General features: G+C 71.4%; 15 protein-coding genes. 4 read left to right on the top strand and 11 right to left on the bottom strand.

Annotation, left to right across the window (positions count from 1 at the left end; genetic code table 11):
* The first annotated feature begins 90 nt into the window (after positions 1–90).
* Positions 91–1,557, top strand: a complete 1,467-nt coding sequence (locus tag CFP65_RS38740; RefSeq protein ID WP_254552269.1) for a glycoside hydrolase family 16 protein — start codon at positions 91–93, stop codon at positions 1,555–1,557.
* A 4-nt stretch (positions 1,558–1,561) separates the two neighbouring features.
* Here CFP65_RS38740 and CFP65_RS07065 read toward each other — a convergent pair whose 3' ends face one another.
* The gene (locus CFP65_RS07065) at positions 1,562–2,083 is read right to left on the bottom strand and encodes a hypothetical protein (protein WP_158702070.1); all 522 of its coding nucleotides are present in this window, start codon (positions 2,081–2,083) and stop codon (positions 1,562–1,564) included.
* Positions 2,084–2,356: 273 nt separating this feature from the next.
* Here CFP65_RS07065 and CFP65_RS07060 point away from each other — a divergent pair, with 273 nt between their 5' ends.
* Complete coding sequence (locus CFP65_RS07060) at positions 2,357–4,072, top strand: DUF885 domain-containing protein (protein WP_104815276.1); 1,716 nt, start codon at positions 2,357–2,359, stop codon at positions 4,070–4,072.
* A 66-nt stretch (positions 4,073–4,138) separates the two neighbouring features.
* On the opposite strand, the gene CFP65_RS07055 is transcribed toward CFP65_RS07060, so the two are convergent.
* The 8 genes from CFP65_RS07055 to CFP65_RS07020 all read right to left on the bottom strand — a co-directional run bounded on the left by CFP65_RS07055 (position 4,139) and on the right by CFP65_RS07020 (position 15,363).
* Positions 4,139–5,284, bottom strand: a complete 1,146-nt coding sequence (locus tag CFP65_RS07055) for a hypothetical protein (protein WP_104815275.1) — start codon at positions 5,282–5,284, stop codon at positions 4,139–4,141.
* Complete coding sequence (locus CFP65_RS07050; RefSeq protein WP_104815274.1) at positions 5,271–9,719, bottom strand: hypothetical protein; 4,449 nt, start codon at positions 9,717–9,719, stop codon at positions 5,271–5,273. The genes CFP65_RS07055 and CFP65_RS07050 overlap by 14 nt, the downstream gene beginning before the upstream one ends.
* On the bottom strand, positions 9,712–10,548 hold the full coding sequence (locus CFP65_RS07045) for a hypothetical protein (protein WP_254552268.1): 837 nt from the start codon (positions 10,546–10,548) through the stop codon (positions 9,712–9,714). Before CFP65_RS07045 ends, CFP65_RS07050 begins: the two co-directional genes overlap by 8 nt.
* Positions 10,545–12,050 carry a hypothetical protein gene (locus CFP65_RS07040; RefSeq protein ID WP_104815273.1) on the bottom strand — a complete coding sequence of 502 codons (1,506 nt, stop codon included), beginning with the start codon at positions 12,048–12,050 and terminating at the stop codon, positions 10,545–10,547. The genes CFP65_RS07045 and CFP65_RS07040 overlap by 4 nt, the downstream gene beginning before the upstream one ends.
* Positions 12,051–12,067: 17 nt before the next feature.
* The gene (locus tag CFP65_RS07035; RefSeq protein WP_104815272.1) at positions 12,068–13,138 is read right to left on the bottom strand and encodes a hypothetical protein; all 1,071 of its coding nucleotides are present in this window, start codon (positions 13,136–13,138) and stop codon (positions 12,068–12,070) included.
* Positions 13,135–13,455, bottom strand: a complete 321-nt coding sequence (locus CFP65_RS07030) for a helix-turn-helix domain-containing protein (protein WP_104815271.1) — start codon at positions 13,453–13,455, stop codon at positions 13,135–13,137. Before CFP65_RS07030 ends, CFP65_RS07035 begins: the two co-directional genes overlap by 4 nt.
* Positions 13,452–14,234 carry a hypothetical protein gene (locus CFP65_RS07025; RefSeq protein ID WP_104815270.1) on the bottom strand — a complete coding sequence of 261 codons (783 nt, stop codon included), beginning with the start codon at positions 14,232–14,234 and terminating at the stop codon, positions 13,452–13,454. Before CFP65_RS07025 ends, CFP65_RS07030 begins: the two co-directional genes overlap by 4 nt.
* A gap of 274 nt (positions 14,235–14,508) precedes the next feature.
* Positions 14,509–15,363: a hypothetical protein gene (locus tag CFP65_RS07020; RefSeq protein ID WP_104815269.1), complete on the bottom strand. Its 855-nt coding sequence runs from the start codon at positions 15,361–15,363 to the stop codon at positions 14,509–14,511.
* 245 nt (positions 15,364–15,608) lie between these two features.
* Between CFP65_RS07020 and CFP65_RS07015 the strand changes: the two genes are divergently transcribed.
* Positions 15,609–16,298, top strand: coding sequence for a Crp/Fnr family transcriptional regulator (locus CFP65_RS07015; RefSeq protein ID WP_104815268.1), 690 nt, complete (start codon positions 15,609–15,611; stop codon positions 16,296–16,298).
* A gap of 13 nt (positions 16,299–16,311) precedes the next feature.
* Here CFP65_RS07015 and CFP65_RS07010 read toward each other — a convergent pair whose 3' ends face one another.
* On the bottom strand, positions 16,312–16,770 hold the full coding sequence (locus tag CFP65_RS07010) for a hypothetical protein (RefSeq protein WP_104815267.1): 459 nt from the start codon (positions 16,768–16,770) through the stop codon (positions 16,312–16,314).
* A gap of 62 nt (positions 16,771–16,832) precedes the next feature.
* Between CFP65_RS07010 and CFP65_RS07005 the strand changes: the two genes are divergently transcribed.
* Positions 16,833–19,526, top strand: a complete 2,694-nt coding sequence (locus CFP65_RS07005; protein ID WP_104815266.1) for a hypothetical protein — start codon at positions 16,833–16,835, stop codon at positions 19,524–19,526.
* On the opposite strand, the gene CFP65_RS07000 is transcribed toward CFP65_RS07005, so the two are convergent.
* On the bottom strand, positions 19,516–20,439 hold the full coding sequence (locus CFP65_RS07000; protein WP_104815265.1) for an STM4011 family radical SAM protein: 924 nt from the start codon (positions 20,437–20,439) through the stop codon (positions 19,516–19,518). The genes CFP65_RS07005 and CFP65_RS07000 overlap by 11 nt on opposite strands.

The raw sequence follows: 20,439 nt of genomic DNA, 5'->3' as shown, positions 1-20,439 counted from the left end.
GGCGTCCGGCCCGACGGCCCGTCAGCTCCGGGGCACCCGAACGGCCCGTCCGGGCGGTGGCGCGCCCGGACGCTGCCTAGCGTTCGAAACGTGGTCAGAATCCTCCCCCGCACCGCCCGCGCCGGCGCTCTCGCCGCCGCGCTCCTCCTGGTGGCCGCCCCGGCGGCCCACGCGGCCCCGGCCGCCGCCCCCGCCGCCCCGGCGGCTCCGCCCACCGTGACGCAGCAATCGCTCACCCCCACCACCGCGCTGCCCGACACCCCGGTCGCGGCCCAGCTGGTGGTCAAGTCCTCGGCCTGCTTCACGGCCGCCGTGCTCGGTGTCGGCATCCGCGACGCGGCCGGCGCCAACCTCGACTTCCCCGGCAGCCTGACGAACCAGCAGATCTGCCCGCAGGGCGTGACGCTCACGACCGGCACCCGCTCGTTCAAGGCGGGCACCTACCGGATGTTCGGGTTCTACCAGGACCAGGCCGGCGCCTGGCGCAACCTGCCCGAGCAGACCTTCACCGTCGCCCCGCCGCCCCCGCCGCCCGTCCCGGTGGTGACCCTGGACCAGGTGTCGCCCGCCGACGCGGCCGCCGACACCCCCGTCGCGGCGCAGCTCACCCTGCACGCCTCCTCCTGCTTCACCGCGGCCGTGGTCGGGGTCGGCGTCCGGGACGCGGCCGACAACAACCTGGACTTCCCCGGCGGCGCGGCCAGCCAGCAGATCTGCCCGCAGGAGGTGACGGTCAAGACCGGCGCCCGGAGCTTCCCGGCGGGCACGTACCGGATGTTCGGGTTCTACCAGGACCAGGCCGGCACCTGGCACAACCTGCCCGAGCGGACCTTCACCGTCACCCCGGCCTCCGCGCCCGACCCCACCGCGCCGGTGCCCGGCAAGAAGCTGGTCTGGCGGGACGAGTTCGACGGTCCGATCACCGCGGTCAAGTGGAACCAGAGCATCAGCAGCGCCTACCGGTACGGCAACTACAACCCCGACGACGACAAGCTGGACCGGATCGACCCGAACGGCGTCTCGGTGGCCGACGGGGTGGCCACCTTCACCGCGCGGCGCAGTGACTTCACGCTGCCCAGTGGCCGCAAGGCCTGGGACACCGGGCTGATCACCACCGAGAACACGGTGGAGAAGTTCATGGTGAAGACGGGTGACTACGCCGAGACGCGGGTGCGGATGCCCAAGGAGCTGGGTGCCTGGCCGGCGCTGTGGACCTGGCACAAGGGCGCCAACGAGATCGACTCCTTCGAGTACCACCCCGACAACCCGCACCTGCTGGAGCTGACCAACCACGTCCGTCCCGCGCAGAAGTACTGGCCGGACCTGACGGCGGTGAAGCCGGGGGAGTGGGTGACCATCGGCACCCACTACCTCGCGGACTCGGTGGACTGGTACGTCAACGGGGTGCGGGTCTTCGAGGACAAGAAGGGCGTCGGTGCCAACTGGACCGCGTACCTGATCCTCAACCTCTCGCTCTGCTCCGGCGACTTCCACCCGGCGCCCAGTGGCAGCGGCCCGATCAGCTTCGCCGCCGACTACGTCCGGGTCTACCGCTGACCGGTCAGCCGGTCGAGACCTGGATGACGTAGCTCGCGGTGTCGGTGTCCGAGGGGTTGCTGTCCTCGGCCACCGACACCGTGCCGCCCTCCAGCACGCCCGTGGCGTCCGCGCTCAGCCGGGCCGGGATGATCGCGGTGGCCGTGTGGTCCACGGGCAGCCCCTTCGGGTAGTGGCAGGTCACCGTGCGGTCGACGGCCGCGCAGTTCTGCGGGAAGTACGACTGGTCCGGCTGTTCCTCGGGCGTCGCTCCCTCAGGAAGCACCACTGTCACCGTGAAGGCGGCGCTCCGGGCCGATCCCTCGTTGGCCACCAGCGCGTGCACGGTGACCACCCCGCCGGCCGGTGCCGGGTCGGGGTCCTCGGGCAGCACCTTGAGTCCGCCGGCTCCGACCCGGAGCTGTCCGGCTGTCAGCCCCTCGGCTCCGGCCGGCGGTACCGCCGCCGCCGATACCGCCGCCGGTGCCGCCACCAACGCCGTCACCGCACAGCAGACGGCCGCTGCTCTCGCCAGTCCACGCACCATCAACCCGCCACCTCCAGCCTGTCGGCCGCACCGGGTGCACGGCCGCGCTGCCACGTTAGGCGGCCTCGCGCCCCGACCCGCCGCACGCTCCGCCCGCCACACCGGCCCGCTCACCCGATGAGCGGCTGCGTCCCCCCGGGCCTCCGCCTGCCCGACCCCCCGCCTGTCGTCCGGCCAACTCAAGCCGGGCCCCGCCCCCGTGTGTCCGACCCGGTGCCTCCTTCCCCTCCTCCTTCCCCGACCCGGCTCCGGACGGGCTGCCAGGATGGGGGGATGTCGAATGAGCAGACCTCAGATCAGCAGCGGTCAGGTGCGGCCGACACCCCTCGGCGCCTCGCGGACGCGTTCGTCGACCGCTCCGCCGCCCAGGACCCGATGACGGCGGCCGTACTCGGCCTGCACGCCGGCGACACCCGCCAGGTCGACCTCTCGCCCGAGGGCTTCGAGGCGCTGGCCGACCTGGCCCGCGAGACCCTCGCCGCCCTCGACCGCCTCCCCGCCACCGCCACCGCCACCGATCCGACGGAGGCCGCCTGCGCCCGGCTGCTCCGCGAGCGGCTGACCGCCCAGCTCGCCGTGCACGAGGCCGGCGACCACGTCCGGGCCCTGCGCAACACCAACTCGCCGATCCACTACGTCCGTTCGATCTTCACCCTGATGCCGACCGGCACCGAGGAGGAGTGGGCGGCGGTGGCGGGCCGGCTCCGGGCCGTGCCGGGGGCGGTGGCCGGCTACCGGGCCACCCTCGGGCAGGGCATCGAGCGCGGGCTGCTCTCGGCGCCGCGGCAGGTCGAGACCGTGCTCGCCCAGCTGGACGCCTGGACCGGCCGGGCCGACGGCGGGGCCGGCTGGTTCGCCGGGTTCGTCGCCGACGGGCCCGAGCGGCTGCGTGGCGAGCTCGACGCCGCCGCGCTGGCCGCCACCGCCGCCGTCGGCGAGCTGCGCGACTGGCTGACCGAGAGTTACCTTCCCAAGGCGGCGGGCACGCCGGACGCGGTCGGCCTGGAGCGCTACCTGCGCTCGGCCCGGCTGGCCACCGGCTCGGACGTGGACGTGGCCGAGGCGTACGACTGGGCCTGGACGGAGTTCCACCGCACCCGTGCCGAGATGGTGACGGCGGCCGAGCAGGTGCTGCCGGGGGCCGGTGTCACGGCGGCGATGGACCACCTCAACGAGCACGGCCACGCGATCAAGGGCGAGGAGGCCGTCCGCGACTGGCTCCAGGGCGTCATGGACGAGGCGATCGCCGCCCTGGACGGCACCCACTTCGACATCACCGGGCCGCTGCGCCGGGTCGAGTCCAGGATCGCCCCGGCGGGCAGCGCGGCGGCGCCGTTCTACCAGGGCCCGAGCCTCGACTTCAGCCGCCCCGGCCGCACCTACCTGCCCACCCTCGGCCGGGACACCTTCCCGACCTGGCAGCTGGTCAGCACCTGGTACCACGAGGGCGTGCCCGGCCACCACCTCCAGCTCGCCCGCTGGACGGCCGTCGCCGACCAGCTGAGCCGCTACCAGGTGACCCTCGGCAAGGTCAGCGCCAACGTCGAGGGCTGGGCGCTGTACGCCGAGCGGCTGATGGACGACCTCGGCTTCCTGGCTGACCCGGCCGACCGGCTCGGCTACCTCACCAAGCAGATGCTCCGGGTGATCCGGGTGATCGTCGACATCGGCATGCACATGCGCCTGGCCATCCCCGCCGACTCCCCCTTCCACCCCGGCCGGACCTGGACCCCGGAGCTCGCCGACCTCTTCCTCGCCACCTACCAGGGCAGCCCCGCCGCCCGCCGCGCCAGCGAGGTCAACCGCTACCTCGGCTGGCCCGGCCAGGCCATCGGCTACAAGCTCGGCGAACGCGCCTGGCTCCAGGGCCGCGAGGCCGCCCGCCACCGCCTCGGCCCGGCCTTCGACCTCAAGACCTGGCACATGAAGGCCATCTCCCAGGGCTCCTACGGCCTCGACGACCTCACCGCCAACCTGGCCTCGCTCTGACCCCACCGGCCCGGCGGAGAGGGCCGAGCCGCAGCTCGCGGCCCGGCCCCTCCTGCGATCGCGCTGTCACCGGACGTCGGTGTGCCAGCCCGTGGCCGACTCCAGGTACCGCAGGTTCACCCACTCCTGGGCGAGCCGTTCGCCACGGACTAGGAGTCCGACGGCCCGGGCGCGGTGCCGCTCCGGGAGCCAGGCTGCCAACTCCTCGGCCTTGGCCGGTGAGACGGCCTCCTTGCCGGGCAGCGGAGTGCCGAGCCGGAACAGCGCGTCGTACAGCTCGGTAACCGGCACGATCGGCGGCAGGCCGGCGGCGCGGGCCTGGTCACCCGCGCGGACGGGGATGGTGAGCCCGCTGACGTCCAGGTCGCCGAAGTACCTGATCGCGCCGATCCCGTGGTCGGGACGGATGCTCCGGACCGAGGAGGCGAAGGACTTCCCGATGCCCCAGGCAAGGTATCCGAGCCGATGGTCCACCGAGGTCAGCGCCTTGGTTAGTGACCAGCAGGTGGTGTAGTTCTCGACCACGAGGAGGATGTCGCCCCGCCGCATCGCGGTGTACCCCCGTTCCTGGGGTTTGGCCGGGTACCACTCGTTCAGCAACGGCGGCTCCGCCCGCACCAGGTGCAGGAAGTCGCGCAGCTGCCCGCGGTCGCGGAACAGCCAGCCGAAGTTGAGGTCCCGCAGGGCCTTCTCCGGCTCCGGGAAGTGGCCCAGGTGGGCCGGGTGACCGAACACTTCGAGCGACCGCTCGCACATGGGCAGCGGTGTCGGGTCGGGGCCCCGCAGCAGCCAGTCGTTCACCGCGATGTACGCGGCGAGCTGGTGGGGCTTGCGGCCCTTCTGGTTCCACTCCGCCGCGACCCGGCTCATCCGCGCGTGCAGCGGTGGCATGGCCGGCCGGTCGAGAGGGGTGACAGGCGGAACGAACACCCGGATATGCTGGGGCAGTTCGACCTTCTCCTGGTCGCTGCCTGCCACGAAGCTGATCTCCTCGGCGGCTTGGAGCCGCTTCAGGGTACGCAGAAGCAGTCGGGGAGGCAGTTCGTGGTCCCCGGCCCGGCCGGCGTGCTCGTGGTGAAGCTCGCGTACCACCCGGACGGCCAGTTTGCGCCAGCGCGCACCTGTCCGCTTGCCGTGGGACGCCCGTTCGCGGAGCGCGGCCAGGAAGCGTCGCTCGGCGGGGGTCAGCCGCAGGGGCTCAGACGTCGTCACGGAGGTCCTCCACGGGTCGCCGGTAGTACCGGGCCGAGTCGATGGTGCCGCCCTGCTCCGGCAGGATGTTGTCAAGGCGGGGCCGGATGGTCTCCTCGACGGTCAGGTACTTGCGATTGGCGCCCAGGTCGGCGCTGTTGCGCAGCCGGACCACCAAGGGGAAGTTCTCCAGTACCGTCAGGTCGTACAGGCCTGTGGTGTAGACGAGTTGGACCCCGAGGGTGGAGGCCACGAGCTGCTGCAGCTGCAGCAGGTAGCCGGCGGAGGCCCGTCCGATCGGATTGTCGAGGAACAGCACCCCGGAGTGCCGGTGCCTGGTGCGGCCCTGTTCGCTGGACCGGAGTGCCGCCAAGGTGCAGTAGAGGACGATCGCGGCGGTCAGCACCTGGCCGCCCGAGAAGATCTGCTTGATCTCCGAGACCGGGACGCGCTCGTCCCGCAGAGTGGAGTCGGGCTTGAGGACTTGGACGTCGAAGCCCTTGGTGCCCACGGCGGCCGCGACTCCGCGCAGCACGAGGGAGAGGCCGTCCCGCCTGGCCGCCCTGCCGGTGGCCGCTTCGGCGGACGCCTCGTCCACGACCGAGCCGAGTCGGTCGGTCAGGGCCTCGTCCTCGGCTCGGGTGAAGGCAATGCGCAGGAACGGCTTCCCGGACCAGTCGCCCATCCCGGCCGGCAGCGTGGAAAGCGATTCGGCACGCTTGACCAGGCGGAGCGCTTCGCGCACCTGCTGGCCCAACTGCCCGATGATGGCGCTGCGATGACGGCCAATCGAATCCAGGTCGGTCTCCAGCGAGCGCAGGCGCTGGCGCAACATCCCGGTCCACTGAGCGGCGTGGGCGGGCAGGTCGGCCGGCTCGGTCGCCATGATGATCGCGCGGTTCGGGAGCTTGAGTTCGAGGAAGCGGTCGTCGACGGCATGCCGCACCAGCTGGTCGGTCAGGGTGCGTTCGGCGCGCTGGGCGTCGGACAGGGCCTGCGCCGCCTCGTCGAACCGCGACCTCACGAGGTCGTGGCGTTCGCGGGCGGCAGCCGCGTCGCCCTCGAAGGCGGGGTCCGCCGCGGTCGGCTCGGCGCCGGCGCCCGCACCGAGGATGGTCGACAGGTCCGAGAAGAGCCGGGCCGCGTCGGCCGCTTCCTTCTTACGGCGGTCGGCCACCTCGCTGCGATGCTTTAGATCCAGCCGGAGCCGGTCGGAGTCGTCCCGGGCGGCCTCGGCCTCGGCGAGCAGCGACAACCCCTCGACGAGGTGCCTGGGGAAGGTGAAGGGCGTAAGGTCGACCGGCTCCTCCGGAACGGGGAAGGCCTGGAACTCGGCCTTGCGCCGCGAGGCCACCGCAGCGGACTCGGCGAGCCGTTCCTCCGCGTTGGCGACGGCCCGGGTGGCCGCCTCGCGAGCCAGTGCCCGGGAGACCGCATCCGCCGTCTCGGGCCCGGCGAGCAACTCCTCCGCCTGCCGCCGGACTTCCTGGGCCAGGTCACCGAGGTCCTGCTCGGCGGCCTTGAGCCGGTCGTCGGCCAGCGCGGCCTTCGCCTTCAAGTCCTCACCGACCTCGACGCGGCGGAGCTCCTCCTGGGCCGAGGCGAAGGCGCGGCGCAGCACCTCGACCGGCTGATCCGAGCTCGGCTCGACGCCGACCGGGAGGGCTTCGACCATCGGGATCGTGTCCAGCTCCGCCGACATCCGCTGGGCGGTGCCGCGCAGTGCGTCGGCGGCGCGCCGGTGTTCGGCGGCCAGGGCGCGGTGGCTCTCGCCGAGTTCAGCGGCTTCGGCCGCGATCTGCCGCTCTGCCTCGGCCGTCTCCAAGGCCGTCCGCTCGGCACGCTCGCACCCCGGGATCCGGGCTTCTTGCTCGGCCAGCCGCTCCAGCGCCTCGGCGTTGCGCTCTGCCGCACGGTGGGCCAGCCGGGCCGGGGGGAGCGCCGCAGTGGCCACACGGCGCTCCTCGGCGAGCTGCTCGACCTCGGCCACCCGCTCGGCCAGGATCCGGGCGGCCTCGGCGGCCTCGGCCGCCCGCTGCTGCGCCGTGGCGTCGAGGAGGCCGAGCCGCCCGGGTGGGAAGTCCCGGCGCCAGTCGGTGAGCCTGGTGTGGAGCGTGGCGTACCGCTCGGCCAGGTCATGGAGCTCGGCCTGCTCCCGCAGGTGCGCGTGGTGCCGTTCGGTCAGCCTGGCCCGTTCCTCGTCGGCTGCCCGCTCGTCGTACAGCGCGGGGTGGACGGGCACCACATAGGTGGCGTCCTCCGTCGGCTCCGCCGACTCGGTCAGCAGCTGCGCCGCAGTACCGACGGCCAGGTGCTCGGTGGGCCACAGGCCGCTCTCCCGGAGGAGCTCGCGGGCCTCGTCGAACCGCTCGTTCACGATCACGCCGGAGGCCAGCCCGGGCTCCTGCAGGACGAGTCGGCGCCGGCGTTCGATGCCGAGCGAGGCCAGGTACTCCCAGCCCGTCCAGGCATCGATCCCGTGTTCCTTGAGCGTCTCCTGCACCCGCACGGCGGCGAGCGAGGGCGGGAGCAGTTCGGTGGTCTCCAATGCCGTCCGGGCACGCTCGTCGGCGGCCATCCCGACCTGGAGGGCGGCCTGGGACGCCGCCACGCCCCGGCGCTGCCCGGCCAGGCGGTCGAGCAGTGGGCCGGCGTCCCGGTCGAGGTCCACCACGGACTGTCCGGGGTCGGTCGGCCCGCCGAGATCGGGATCCGCGGCCAGCGCCGCCGTACGGGTGGTGGCGTCGGCGAACTCACGCTCGGCCGTGCGGTACGCCTCGTCGGCCGTGGCAGCCGCCGCGGCGGCCAGTGCGCTCGTCCGGCCGGCGGCCTCGTGGGCCTCGTCGAGATCGGCGAGTGTGACCTCCAACCGGGCGACCTGCCCCTCGGCCAGGGCCGCCTGCGCCTGGGCGGCGTTGGCGGCCTCGGCGGCGGTGATGTCCTCGCCCAGGCGGCCTTCCGTGACCGCAGCCGCGAGTTCCCGGCGGACGGAGTCGATCTCGGCCCGCTGGACGGCAGCCTCGGCGGTCCGCTGTGCCGCCCGGCCCACGGCCGCGTTGTACCGAGTCTGCGTCTGCTGTGCCTCACCGTCCTGCTCCGCGGCCGCCGCCTCGGCCTCGGCCGCCTGCTGCTCGGTCCGGTCGTGCAGCCGCGTCAGGGCCGTGCGGAAGTGCAGGGCCGAGGTGTCCCTGGCGAGGAGGGCGGGCCGGGCTGCCTCGTGGGTGGCCGCGACGATCTCCCGGAGCCGCAGGTCCTCCGCCACGGCCTCACGGTGTCGCAGCGCCACCGGCACGGCTTGCCAGCCGTTCTCGACCAGCTTGACCCGGGCCAGCTCGGCCCGGTACTTCTGCTCCTCGGTCTGTGCCCCGGCCAGCCGCAGGTCGGCCACCTGGCGGTGCAACTCGGTGGTCACCGCCGTCAGGTGGGCATGGCGTGCCGTCTCCTGCTTCGCGGCCTCCGCCAGGCTCCGGCTCTCGGCACGGCGGGTCGCGGAGTGGATGTTCTCCCGGTGGGCGCGGACCTGGATCAGCCGGAGGAGCTCGTCCAGCCGAGCCAGTGACTCGTCCCGGCGTGTGGCCTCGGTCAGACAGTGCCGGCGGGCCTCCGCGAGCGGTACGAGATGTTCCAACGCGCCCGAGACGAAGTCCCGTTCCAGTTCGAGTGTCCCCCGTGCCGCCAGCTTGTCGGCGTAGGCGCCCACCACGCCGGTGAGCTCCTCGGCCGGCTCGGGCGGCAGCACCGCGCGGAGCAGCGAGTTGACGAAAGCGTTGTGCTCGCCGAAGGAGAACGCGTCGGCGGCCTCACCCTCCTCGGCGTTCATGGCCCGCTGGTACCGGAAGAGCTCGGGGTCGAGCCCGAGGTCCGCCAGGCGTTCGGTCCACTCTCGCTGGACGCGGAGGCAGGAGTACTCCAGGGCCGAGTCGGCGTCCGCCGCCGCCGAGAGCTGCGCGCAGTAGTCGCTCAGCGGACGGTAGCGGCCGTTCTCCTCGATCGGCAGGCTCCGCAGCCCGAGGGTCTCGGTCGGGCGGAAGTGGTACCACCACTCGGTGAGTTGCTTGAGGTCCTTGGACGGACGGCCGTTGCGCCAGGCGGACACTTTGCCGGTGACCAGGTGCCGTCCGCTCTTGGCGTGCACCCACTCCAGGACGATGTGGGAGACGTCGTTCTCCAACACGAAGCTGCTGAGCGTGTGAGCACCGGTGGCGCCGACCGCCTGCCGGTGGCCGGGCAGGACGACGGAGAAGATCAGCTTGATCAGGACCGACTTCCCGCCGCCGTTCTCCAAGTGCAGGACGCTCGCCGGGGAGGGCCGGAGCACCGGCTCGTCCTCACCGAACAGCGTGGCGGAGGTGGTGGCCACGGGAGCGCCGGCGGCGCTGAGGTCGAGCAGCACGTCCTCGTAGCGGGCCGCGGTCGGTCCGACCGAGCGCAGCAGGACGCGGGAGAGTTCATACATCGGCCGTCTCCAAGGTGAGTTCGACACGGTGGTCCTCGGGCAGGACGCGCAGGGTCCCGTCAGCGCCGGTCATCGGGACGGCGCCGAGGGTGAGCAGCTCCTGGAAGGCCCGCGTCGCCGCGAGCTCGCGCACCTGGAGCTGGTAACGCGGAGTGGTCCGGTAGTTGCCCTCCTTGGGCTCCCCGACCGGGTTGAGGAAGCCGCTCTCGGTCAGGAAGTTGAGTGCCCGCCCGATCATGGCGCGGGTGGAGTTCACCGGCGTGCCGTTGCCCTTGGTCCGAGCGGTCTCTGGGCGTCGGGCGTACACCCGCCACACCTCCTCCAACTCCGGTGTCTCACTGGGAGATTCGTCCTCACCGGCGGCTTCGGCGGCCTTCAGTTCGAGCTTCCGGCAGGCGTCGCGGAGGGTCGATTCGACGATGTCGACGTTCACCCGGCCGACGAAGTCGTCCTGCGCCAGATCGTCGGGGCGGGGGAAGGCCAGGGCCGCGACGGCCAGGTGGATCAGGCCGTGCAGCACCTTCTCGTGGGCGGCGAAGCTGCCCCGGTGCTTGGCCAGCCTGGCGTAGTCCTCGATCCGGGTCTCGAACAGGGAGCCGTCGAGGGCTGCCAGCACGAGCGCCTCGGTGGCGCTGTCGGTGCCCAGGACCGACAGCCCGAGCCCCCGCCCCACCTGGTCGGTGAGCGTCCGGAAGGCGAGGTCGTGCCGGTAGAGCCGGGTGAGCCGGAGGTAGTCGAGGTCGCGGGCCGGCAGCTGCCTGGTCCGCATGCCGTACGCGATCAGGCGGGCCGCTGCCTCGGCGTCGGCGGTCGAGGTCTCGGGAGTCACGGTTGCTCCTCGGGTGTGGTCGGACGGGGTGGTGCGGTGGCGGCCGCGCGGTCGACGGGCAGCCGGGTCAGCAGCAGGTCGTCGCCGCCGTACTCGGCGTCCGTCAGCTCGTCACCGGTACGGAAGGCGAGCAGCAGAGAGGTGGCGCCCTTCGACACGGCACTGCCGATCGGTGCGCCGAAGGCGTGCCCGGCCTTGTGGAGGACGAGCTTGGGGACTTGGGGATCGCCCGACCTGCGGGCGCGCGTCAGCAGCCGGCTGAGCAACTCGGGTCCGTCCCCGAGGACGAGCAGCCGGTCGGCCAGTTCGTGCTGTTCGGTGGTGAAGTCGGGAGCATCGGCGGTGGTACAGAGCCGGGGCTCGGGCACCACCGCCCCGACGGGCGGTTCGGGCGGTCCCGAGCGGCAGAGGCGGGTGACGATCGAGGACAGGGCGACGGCGTCCGGCGGCACGGGTGCCACGGAGGTGCGGAAGTAGCCGGCGAGGACGGGCAGGGCGGACCGCACCTGAAGCTCCAGCGCCGGCAGCAGCAACTGGCCGTACAGGTCGAGCGCGGCGCGCTGCGGCGGGCCGGAGAACTCCTGCCGGTCCTGCTCGCGACGGAAGACCGCGCCGGCGCTCTGCACGTGCTGCTGGAGCCGCATGTGCCGGCTGATGCACTCGCGGACGATGACGACCAGTTCGGTCGCACGCTGCTTGTAGCTCGGATTGTCCGCCTCGTCGCGGCGCTGGGTGATGTGCGCCAGGATCTGGTTCTCCATCGCGTAGCGGCTCTCGATGTGGGCCAGCGCCGCTTCGAGCAACTCTGGGACCTCCTCCTCCCAGTCCACCGTCCGTACGTTGCGCCGGGTCGCGTCGAGCTGTCGGCGCAGCTGCTCGGCGTACTGCACCGTGCGGTGCCGGGCCTGTTCGGCGGCCACCTTGGCGTCGTCCAGCCGACCGCGCTCGATCAGGTTCCTGAGCTTGTGCTCGGCGGCCACCTGGGAGGACTCCACGTCGGTGTCGAGCGCCCCGACCAGCACGTTGATCGCCTGGTCGGTGGTCCGCAGGTGCAGCTTCCCCTCGGCGGAGGCCTCCACGACGAGCTTGAACCGGTAGCAGTGGGTCCGGTAGGTGCCGTCCTGGTCGACCTGCCCGTACTCCTGCTCGAAGGCCCGGTTCACCGTTCCGACGTTGATCAGCTTGTCGACCACCCATTCGGCGATCCGCCGGTGGTCCTCCTCCCGATGGTGCGGCTGCTGGAGCGCCGCGTACTTGGCGAGTTGGTCGATGACCCGGTCTGGGTCCGCGCCGTGGTCGAAGTCCATCGCGATGGTGATCTGGTCGATCGCGTGCAGCGCCAGCTGGGTCATCCGGTAGCCGCGGGCGTCGATCCCTTCCAGCGAGCCCTTGTACGTCTCGAGCGCGTGCAGCGGAGCGGCGCAGGCCAGGGCCTTGGCTCGGCGGACCATGCCCTCGTCGGACAGGTCGCCGGCCGGGAGCTCGTCTTCTTGGGATGTCATGGCCGGTCTCTCCTGTCTCAGCCGGAGAGGAGCCGGGCACGGTCGTCCCAGGCACCCACCCTGGTCATGGCGGCACCGAGTTGGTCGACCGCGGTGCCGATGTCCCCGGCCGGGATGGCGAGTTCGCTGTGCATGGCGGTCAGCGTCGAGAGGATGAACCGGAATGCCGCGAGGTTCGCCGCCTCGTTCCTGGCAGCAGCGGAGAGATCGACCAACTGGGCGAGGAACCCCCGGTCGTCGCCGTTCCAGCGGACCGGCGGAACGCTTCGGAAGAGATCCAGCGCGGCGTGGACGGTGGGATCGACGTGTGCCAGGCGGGCCGCGAAGCCGGCGGCGGAGACCTTGAGGCCGGCGGCCGGAGCGGCCAGCGCAGCGGCCAGCTGTCGGCTGACGGCGAGTTGGGTGCTCATCGGGCTGCCGTCCCGAGCCACGCGTTGCAGACGGGGCCCGTGGTACTCGAGGTGCTCGGCGATGGTGAGGAGCAGCCCGGTCATGGTGGCCATGCCCTCGGACAGTGCTTCGAGGTCGGTTTCGAGGTCGACGAACTGCTCCAGCAGGCCCGGGTCCTCCTCCGGAGACTCACAGCTGCCGGACCCGTCCGGGCCCCGAAGGGCCCGGACGACCGTTTCCATGAGCGTTTCCCTGGCCGTGGCCAGCCCGTCCCGCGATCGCTCGAACCTGATGGTCTGGTGCTCGGGGAGTCCGGCCGGCAGTCGGCCGAACTCTCCGAGCAGGACGACCGGCTTTCCGGCGCCACGCCTGATGCCCAACTCGTAGAGAACGGTGGGGTCTCCGTCGCTCACGTCGGCGATGAGCAGGTCCGCCGTCTGGAGGTGGTGCTGGATCTGGTCGGTGACCTCGCCGTCCCGGGTGAGCTGGTCGGCGCGGACGGGAACGGCGCCGAACGTCTCGCAGACCGGTCGGATGACCGCTTCGAAGAGTTGGATCGTGCGTTCGTGGACCTGCCGGGCGGCGGAGCCGGCGTCGGCGTACCGGCTGCCGACCGGGCCGATGACGAAACAGTTCCGCAGCTCCAGCAGTTGTGCGCGCCCGGGCGGGGGCCCGGTCTGTGACGTGGTCGTGCTCATGTGAAGTCCTCCGGTCCCAACAGGTCCTGGGCGAGCGGTTCCTGGTCCCAGCGGGCGGCGTATTCGCTGCCCGCCATGAGGTCGACCGCTTGGACCGGCCGGGACTCGATCTCCAGAGCGCGCATCAGGCCGGCGGTCGGCACCAGGTAGCGCCAGCCGGGGCGCAGGACACGGCACGGGAAGGTGCCTTCGGCGGCCCAGCGGTAGGCGGTGTTCAAGCAGACGCCGAGGGCGCCGGCCGCGGTGCGCATGTCGACGGACACGGGCAGGTTGAAGATCTCGGGAAAGGTCAGGGCCGAAACGCGGCCGGCGGTCACCGATGAGCCTGCGCAGGTCGCAGCGACAGCGTGCCGATCCGGTCCCCTGGCTTGGGACGCCGGGCTCGGTGGACCACCTCCCGCAACCCGAAGCGTTCGGCCAGCGCCCCGAGCCGGAAGCCCTCGACGCTCTCCGGGGAGGCGGTGAAGCGGAGTTGGGCCGCCAAGCCCTCCGGCCGAGCCGGAGGGGTGATGGACAGCTCCCAGGCCAACTCCTCCGCCGGATCGGGGCAGGGGTCCTGCGCTCCCGCCAGCCTGCCGATGTCCTCGACCGCCCGCTCACGGTGGGCCGGCTCGACGAGCGCCCAGCACTGCCGCAGTGCGGACCGCACCAGACGGCCGTCGGCCTTCGGCTGATCCGGGTCGAGATCGTCGAGCCCCTCGAGCAGACCGAGCACCGCCGCTGACTCCAACTCGGCCCGCTCCAAGCCGAATTCCCAGCCGAGTCGGCGGACCGTGGAGCGCAGCCTCGGCATGGCCAACCAGAGCAAGACCTGGCTCCAGCCGGACACCGTGACGCTGTCGGCGCTGTTCGTCCCCTTGATCTCCCGTTGGGCGAGCCGGACGACCCGCTGCCAGATCAGGTCGTTCAGGGCAGTGTCACGATCGGCGCCGTAGAGCCGCTGCCACACGTCGGCCGGGGAGAGCCGGAGCTGCTCCGCCGGGTCCGTGCCCGGCAGTACCAGGTGGGTCGGGCGGGGCTGCAAGGCCCCGGTCACCTGTCGGTGGATGACGGCGAACACACCGGTGGGGGTGGGGAAGAGGGGGGCAGTTGCCATGGGTCGGTACCTCCTCGTACCTCATGCGGGACAGTGGGACGGTGCGGGGTGGTGCACCAGGCTCGGATCCGGTCCACGATGGGGCTGAACTCGCTGATGAACTGCGAGAGCCCCTGGGCCGCGCGGGCGATGGGACGTGAATGAGTTCTGGTGTCCTGGTAGATGACGGTGAGCTGGTTGACCTGGCCGTGCACGATCACGCCTTGGCCGACGGTCTGGCTCACTTTGAGGTGATGGAGCGGGGGGAGAGCCGGAGGGTGCCCGGGCGGGATGGTCACCGCCAGCGGACCGGACGGTCCGGCTTGCCGAAGGAGAGGCTCACGCCACCGGTGATGCCGTGGTTGACGGCCATGCCCTGGTTCACCCGCTGGTCCGTTGTGATGATCGTCGACTCCACCGGGCGGACGGGGAGTTCGTCGGGCTCGGGCAGGGGGAGCGCCACGGCCTCCGGCGGTGTGTCGGTGGTCGGCGGGGCCGGGGGGAACGCGAGCAGTCCGGCCGACGGTGCCGGCACGTGGATCCAGGCCGCAGCACGGAAGTCCTTCTTGCCCGTGACGGTGGCGGTGACGCGGAGGAACCGGTCGGGGTGCAGCTTGCAGTAGCGGCCGAGGACGACGTCCTGGTACACCCGGTCGGAGACGATTGCCCCCACGTGGGTGGCCTCCGGGTTGGCGACGGTCATGACGGCCTTCAACACGGAGGCGTCGACCAGTCGGTGGGCTTCGACCCGGGCGGCCCCGTTTCCGTCCACGGGCCCGCCGTCGATCGAGACCGGGCCGCAGGTGACGGCGACTCGCATGCGTACCGGAATGCGCCCGGCGCGAGAACGGTGGTCGGCGAGCACCTCTTCGAGTGCGGGGAGGAAGCGGTCCAGCAGCTGGGGCAGGTAGGCCGGGGCACAGCCGAAGACCAGACCGTCGCCGGTCTCACGGAAGATCCGCCAACTCTCCAGGACAGCTGTGAGGCTCGCTCGGCGGAGTGCCTGCTCGATCAGCGGTCCGGTGACGGCGCTGGCCTCGGTGTGATCGGCGGCTGGCAGCTTGGAGTAGTCGACCTGGTCGAAGACCACGACGGCGAGTTCTTCGGGCCGCAGCCCGCTGGTGAAGGTGTCGGGGATGGAGCCGGTCATCGAACCTCCTGGAGGCGTGTCGCCCGGGGTCGGGCGGTCGCTGCGTTCTCTATGAGTTTCGACCGACGGCGGTCTGCTGTACCTACGATTGGTAGGTACAGCAGACCGCAGGACGTGCTACGCGCGCGGAATAGGGGAATCCCGTTGGGAAAAGTTTTTCGAAATTGATGTCCGAAAGGGCTGAAAACGCGACAACATCGGTGAAATCAACGGAAGATGGGCATTGATGCTCTACCTTCCATCGCATGTACGAGAGTGCCAATGGCCGATCGCTCGCTGTCCCGGGTCCGACCCTCCAGGAGATCCTTCAGCAATCGCTCTGGGATTCGATTACTGCGGATTGGAGAAGGCGCTGGGTCCCTGCCGGCGAGCGTCTTATCCTCCAGGGCCACCCCGGGACCGAGGTGTTCGGCATCCTGAAGGGTGCGCTGCGGGTGGAGAGGATGACGGACGGCGCGTCTTCCGTGGTGGCGTTCAGATCGTCCGGCGACCTGGTCGGCGAGGGGCCGGCACTGAATCCGAAAGCCCGCCGGATGGCCCAGGTGGTCGCGCATACCGATTGCGAACTGGTGGTCGGTTCGGCGGATCGGTTCCGCCAGGTCCTGCTCGGGTCGCGCGTCGGCTTCCTGTTGAACCAGTACCTTTACTGCAGGGGTCAGGAGATGGACGAGCTCCGCGGGGCGAGCGACCCCGAGCTTCGTCTGGCCGTCCTGATCCGGCCGCTGGTCCGGAATGCCTGGCAGGCCGGTGGCAGCCACGACGGATTGGTGACCTTGCGGGTCAACCGGGACCACCTGGCCCAAGGGCTGTACCTGGGACACCACCGGGCGCGCAAGCTCCTGAACGCCCTCTCGATCGGTCAGTTCTGCAGCAAGGGGGAGTTGGAGATCGACCTGCGGCAGTGGGAGGCGTGCGTGGCCCGGCTCGGCTGTTGAGTCCCGTGGCCGGTCAGCCGGACGCTATCACCGCCGCACAGGTCTCGAACGCGTGGTGCCAAGCCTGGTCCAGCAGGTAGGCGCCGTTCATGCCGTGGTCGGCGAGCTCGACGAAGCGGCCGCCCTTGGTGGCCTTGGCCAGACGCCGCAGCGGTACCCGGCGGTCGGCCACGTAGTGGCTGGCGGCGGAGAGCAGCAGCGCAGCCGCCACCCGGGAGGGGCGCAGACCGAGACCGAGCACGCGGTCGGCGACCAGGACGGTGGCCGCCTGAGCGGCGGTGTAGGTGGCCACGTGGGCGGCGCAGCTCCGCCGGCCGGCTGCTGTCGACTGCCCGGGCACGCCGTCCTGCTGTCCCTTGGTGGCGGCTTGGTGGTCGGTCTGGATCCAGTGGTCGGCGACGTCCGCCGAGGCCCTGAGCAGGGCGTAGACGGCGGCGAAGCGGGTGGCGCGGTTGATGGTGCTCGTGTTCAACGAGTGCTCCAGGAGATGGGAAGGGATTGGAAGACTGATGATCCAACAGAGGAGGTCAGTTGGTGACGATTGATCAGAACAAGGGCATGGAAAGCCGACTGGGACCGGTGCTCGACCCGCTGCAGCTGAACCGGATCGAGGCGGTGCACCGAGGGTTCCTCTACCAGCACCTGTACGCCGTAGCCTGTCTGCTCGCCATGGTGGACACGGGAGCCCGGGTGCTCGCCTGCGAGCGGGACGAGGACATCGAGGTCGCCTGGCCGGAGCGCCGCGGCTATCTCCAGATCAAGACCAGGGCCCACCCGCTGCAGTGGGCGGATGTCAGGACGGCGGTCGAAGGCTTCGCAGCCGTCCGGGCTGAGCATGCCGCAGGACGCCGGGCCGGGGAGCCGTTCCTCGTGCTGGTCGCCAACGTCGAACCGGGTCGGAAGCTTGCCGCGATGGCCAAGCGGCCGGACTGGCCGCAGGACGTGGCGATCCACTGGCCGGGCGGCCCTCGGCCGGTGCTCGGGCTGCCGCCGGCCTGGGTCGACTTGGCCGAGGCGTTGCGCTGGTGCACGGCGCGGGCCGCGAGTGTGCCCTTCGGCTCGCTCGCGCCGCAGACGCTCGTCGCGAAGCTGGCCGCGCACATCCAGCACCTGGCGGCCGGGGCGGGCGAGCATCAGATCACGGTTGACGAACTTCCTGATCTGTTCGAACAGTTCGTCGAGCAGCTGCAGGCGTTTCCTGCGGTCCCCGGGATCTGCCATCCCCACCGGTCGGAACCGCCCGCCGACGGCGAGGGCCGCGTCCGACTGATCGTCGGTCTCGCCGGCGCCGGCAAGAGCACCTGGGCGGGCCGGGCGGCAGCGCACTGCGGCGGTACTCCGGTGTACTTCGACGTGGGCGATCTACCGCCCGCCGCGGTGCCCTCCTCGCTGGCGCGTGAGCTGTCCGCGCGGCTCCTGTCGAGTCCCGGACGCCCGGTCGAGGCGGCGATGCTGCCGAGCGGCACCGCGTTGGAGCTGCTGGCCGCGGTCAATCGGAGGGTGGATCCCGCAGCGCGGGTGACGGTGGTCCTGGACAACGTGCACCGCCTGGACCACGCGGACCTCAGGGCCTTGGTGGACACCGCGTCCTGCCTTCGCTTCGTCCTGCTGGCCCGGCCCTGGGAGGGCCAGCGCCCGTTGGAGGCGTACCTGGGGAGACCCGCCGAGACCCTGGAGGGGTGGGACGAGGACACCGTGGCCGCGGTGTTTGCCGGAGCCGGGTGCGCTCTCGATCATCCGACGGCCCGCCTGGTGGTGGAGCTCACCGGCGGCCTCCCACTGTTCGTCGCGGGAGCGGCTCAGCTGACGCGGGATTCGTACGGGAGGGACGCCCGGGCATTCTGCGCTGCGCTGCGGGAGCGCTTGCACCTCACGACGACGGCGCAGGACATCCTGATCGGGTACGCCTTTGCCGGTCTCAGCGGCGCTGCCCGCCAAGTGGCGGCAGTGCTGGCGGATGCTGCCGTGCCGCTCACGATGGTGGAGGCGCAGCAGCTCGCGGCCGCGTTGGTTAAGGGCACACCTACGATCTTGGCCCGAGCCGTGCGGGAGCTGGTCGGCAGCGGCCTCGCACAGACCTTCGGTGACGGCCGGGTGAAGCTCCACGACTCGGCGGGCACGGTGGCGGCTGAGGAGTTCGAGCAGCTGCTGCCTGAGCAGTCGGCTGCCGTGCGGTGCAAGCTCGCCGAGCTGTTGGAGGAGGGGCTGAGTGCGACCCGGGACATCCGGCGCTTCGGGCGCTGGCTCCGGCTGCAGGCTCAGCTGGGCAAGGTGGACGTCTTGGTGGAGATCGCCGGGGAGGAGCATTTCCAGGAGATCGGTCTGCCGGACGAGCTACGAGGGATCCTCGGAGCGATCGCAGCTGACGAGCAGGAGGGCACCAGTCACCGATTCCGGGCAGCCAATGCTCTTGCGACTTGGTGCCACGGCATCAAGGACCGGGCCGGCCACGCCGCCGCGGTCGGCCTGCTTAGGGAGTTGGCGGACGGAGCCGACCTCGACGAATGGGAGAGTGGGACGCTCGCACTACGCCTGCTGACCGCGGCCGGTGAAGAAGGGGATGTGGAGGAACTGCGGTGCAGGTACGGTGACGCACTTTCACGCACGAGTTCGAAACAGGTCGAACGCATCGTTCGCTACACCTATGCGACGGGCTTGCTGTACGCGGGCCGGTATGCGGAGGCCGGTCGCGAAGCGCTGGAGGTGGCTGCGGACTACTACGAACACTTCGGGTTGGACGTCGAGGATGTGGTGGGTGCGAGTGCCGAGGAGACCCGAGCGCTGGTGGAGTCGGTGGGCAGCTGGGTGGAAGACTGCAAGCACCTCGCCGACTGCCTGTTCCTGTACGTGGTCTGCTGTCGGCACCTGAATGCCTCCTATGGCTTGGCGGCGATGCATGCCATGAAGTTCTACTACCTCTCCGGGGCGTGGCGATCGATGGTCGCTGCCGGTCAGGACGCGGTGGACAACTTGCTGGAGATCGGTGCGGTCGACGAGGCGTTGCAACTGATCGACAGGGACTTGTTGCCACTCACCACCCAGCTGGCCCTTCTTGAACAGGTCATCGGACTGCGGTCTCAACGAGCCGTGATCGTCGCGTACCGAGGGGAGCCGGAAGCTGCCCTTGCCGAGCTGGAGGTGCTGGAGCAGTACGAGCTCACCGCCGACCAAGCCTTGGACCTCCAGGCACAGCGTCGGCTGGTCGAATCCATGGCCGTCAAGCCTTGAGGGCCTGTTCCCGGTTCGGCCAGTCGGCCGGGACACGCTCCAACACCCCTGCCCCGAAGGTCTCGTAGAGCGGGAGGGTCTCCAGGTGGACGTAGCCGATGTGGCAGTCGCAGACGCCGAGGGGGCAGGGGCGGGGGGTGAGGGCGGCGCGGAAGGAATCGTCGTAGAGGTTGCCCAGGGGGGCCTTGACGAAGTGGCAGCGGCGGACGGTGCCGTCGCCGTCCACGGAGAGGACGGAGTCGCCGGTGCGGCAGGGGTGGCCGGCGCTGGGGTGGGGGTGGCGGCTGTAGGAGAAGAGGGGGTCGAGGGCGGACCAGTCGGCGGCCTCGGCGTCGGTGTAGGTGAGGCCCTCGGCGGCGTTGATCCAGAGGTAGGTGGAGGAGGGCAGGTCGGCGCGCAACTGCCGGGCGGCGTCGAGGTGTTCGGGCTGGCCGACCACGCCGACGCTGTGGCGGACACCGAGGGCGGTGAGCTCGCGGCACTTGGCCAGGAAGCGCTCGTGGCCGACCTGGCCGGGGTGGTAGGTGACCCAGAGGGCCAGGGCGTTGAGGTCGGCCTCGGCCAGCCAGTCGGTGCGGCAGCTGAGGTTGGTCTGGATGGCCACCCGCCGCACCTGCGGCAGCCGGCTCAGCCGCACCATGGCCTCCCGGTACCAGGACCGCACCAACCCCTCGCCCCAGGGCGTGAACAGCACCGAGACGGTGTCCCCGGTGCCCGCCACCCAGTCCGTGAACCGCGCCAACGCCGCCCGATCGCCCCGGAGTTGCTCCGGGGCGTCGCGCCGCTTGGCGAACGGGCAGTAGGGGCAGTCGTAGTCGCAGGAGGAGAGCGGGCCGCGGTAGAGGAAGGTGAGGTCGAGCGGTGCGGCGGCCGGCGGGCGGAAGGCGGGCAGGCCCAGGTGCTGGACGGTCAT

The sequence above is a fragment of the Kitasatospora sp. MMS16-BH015 genome (assembly GCF_002943525.1).
In the GTDB taxonomy this organism is placed as follows: domain Bacteria; phylum Actinomycetota; class Actinomycetes; order Streptomycetales; family Streptomycetaceae; genus Kitasatospora.
This window is presented reverse-complemented; position numbering and strand designations above follow the sequence as displayed.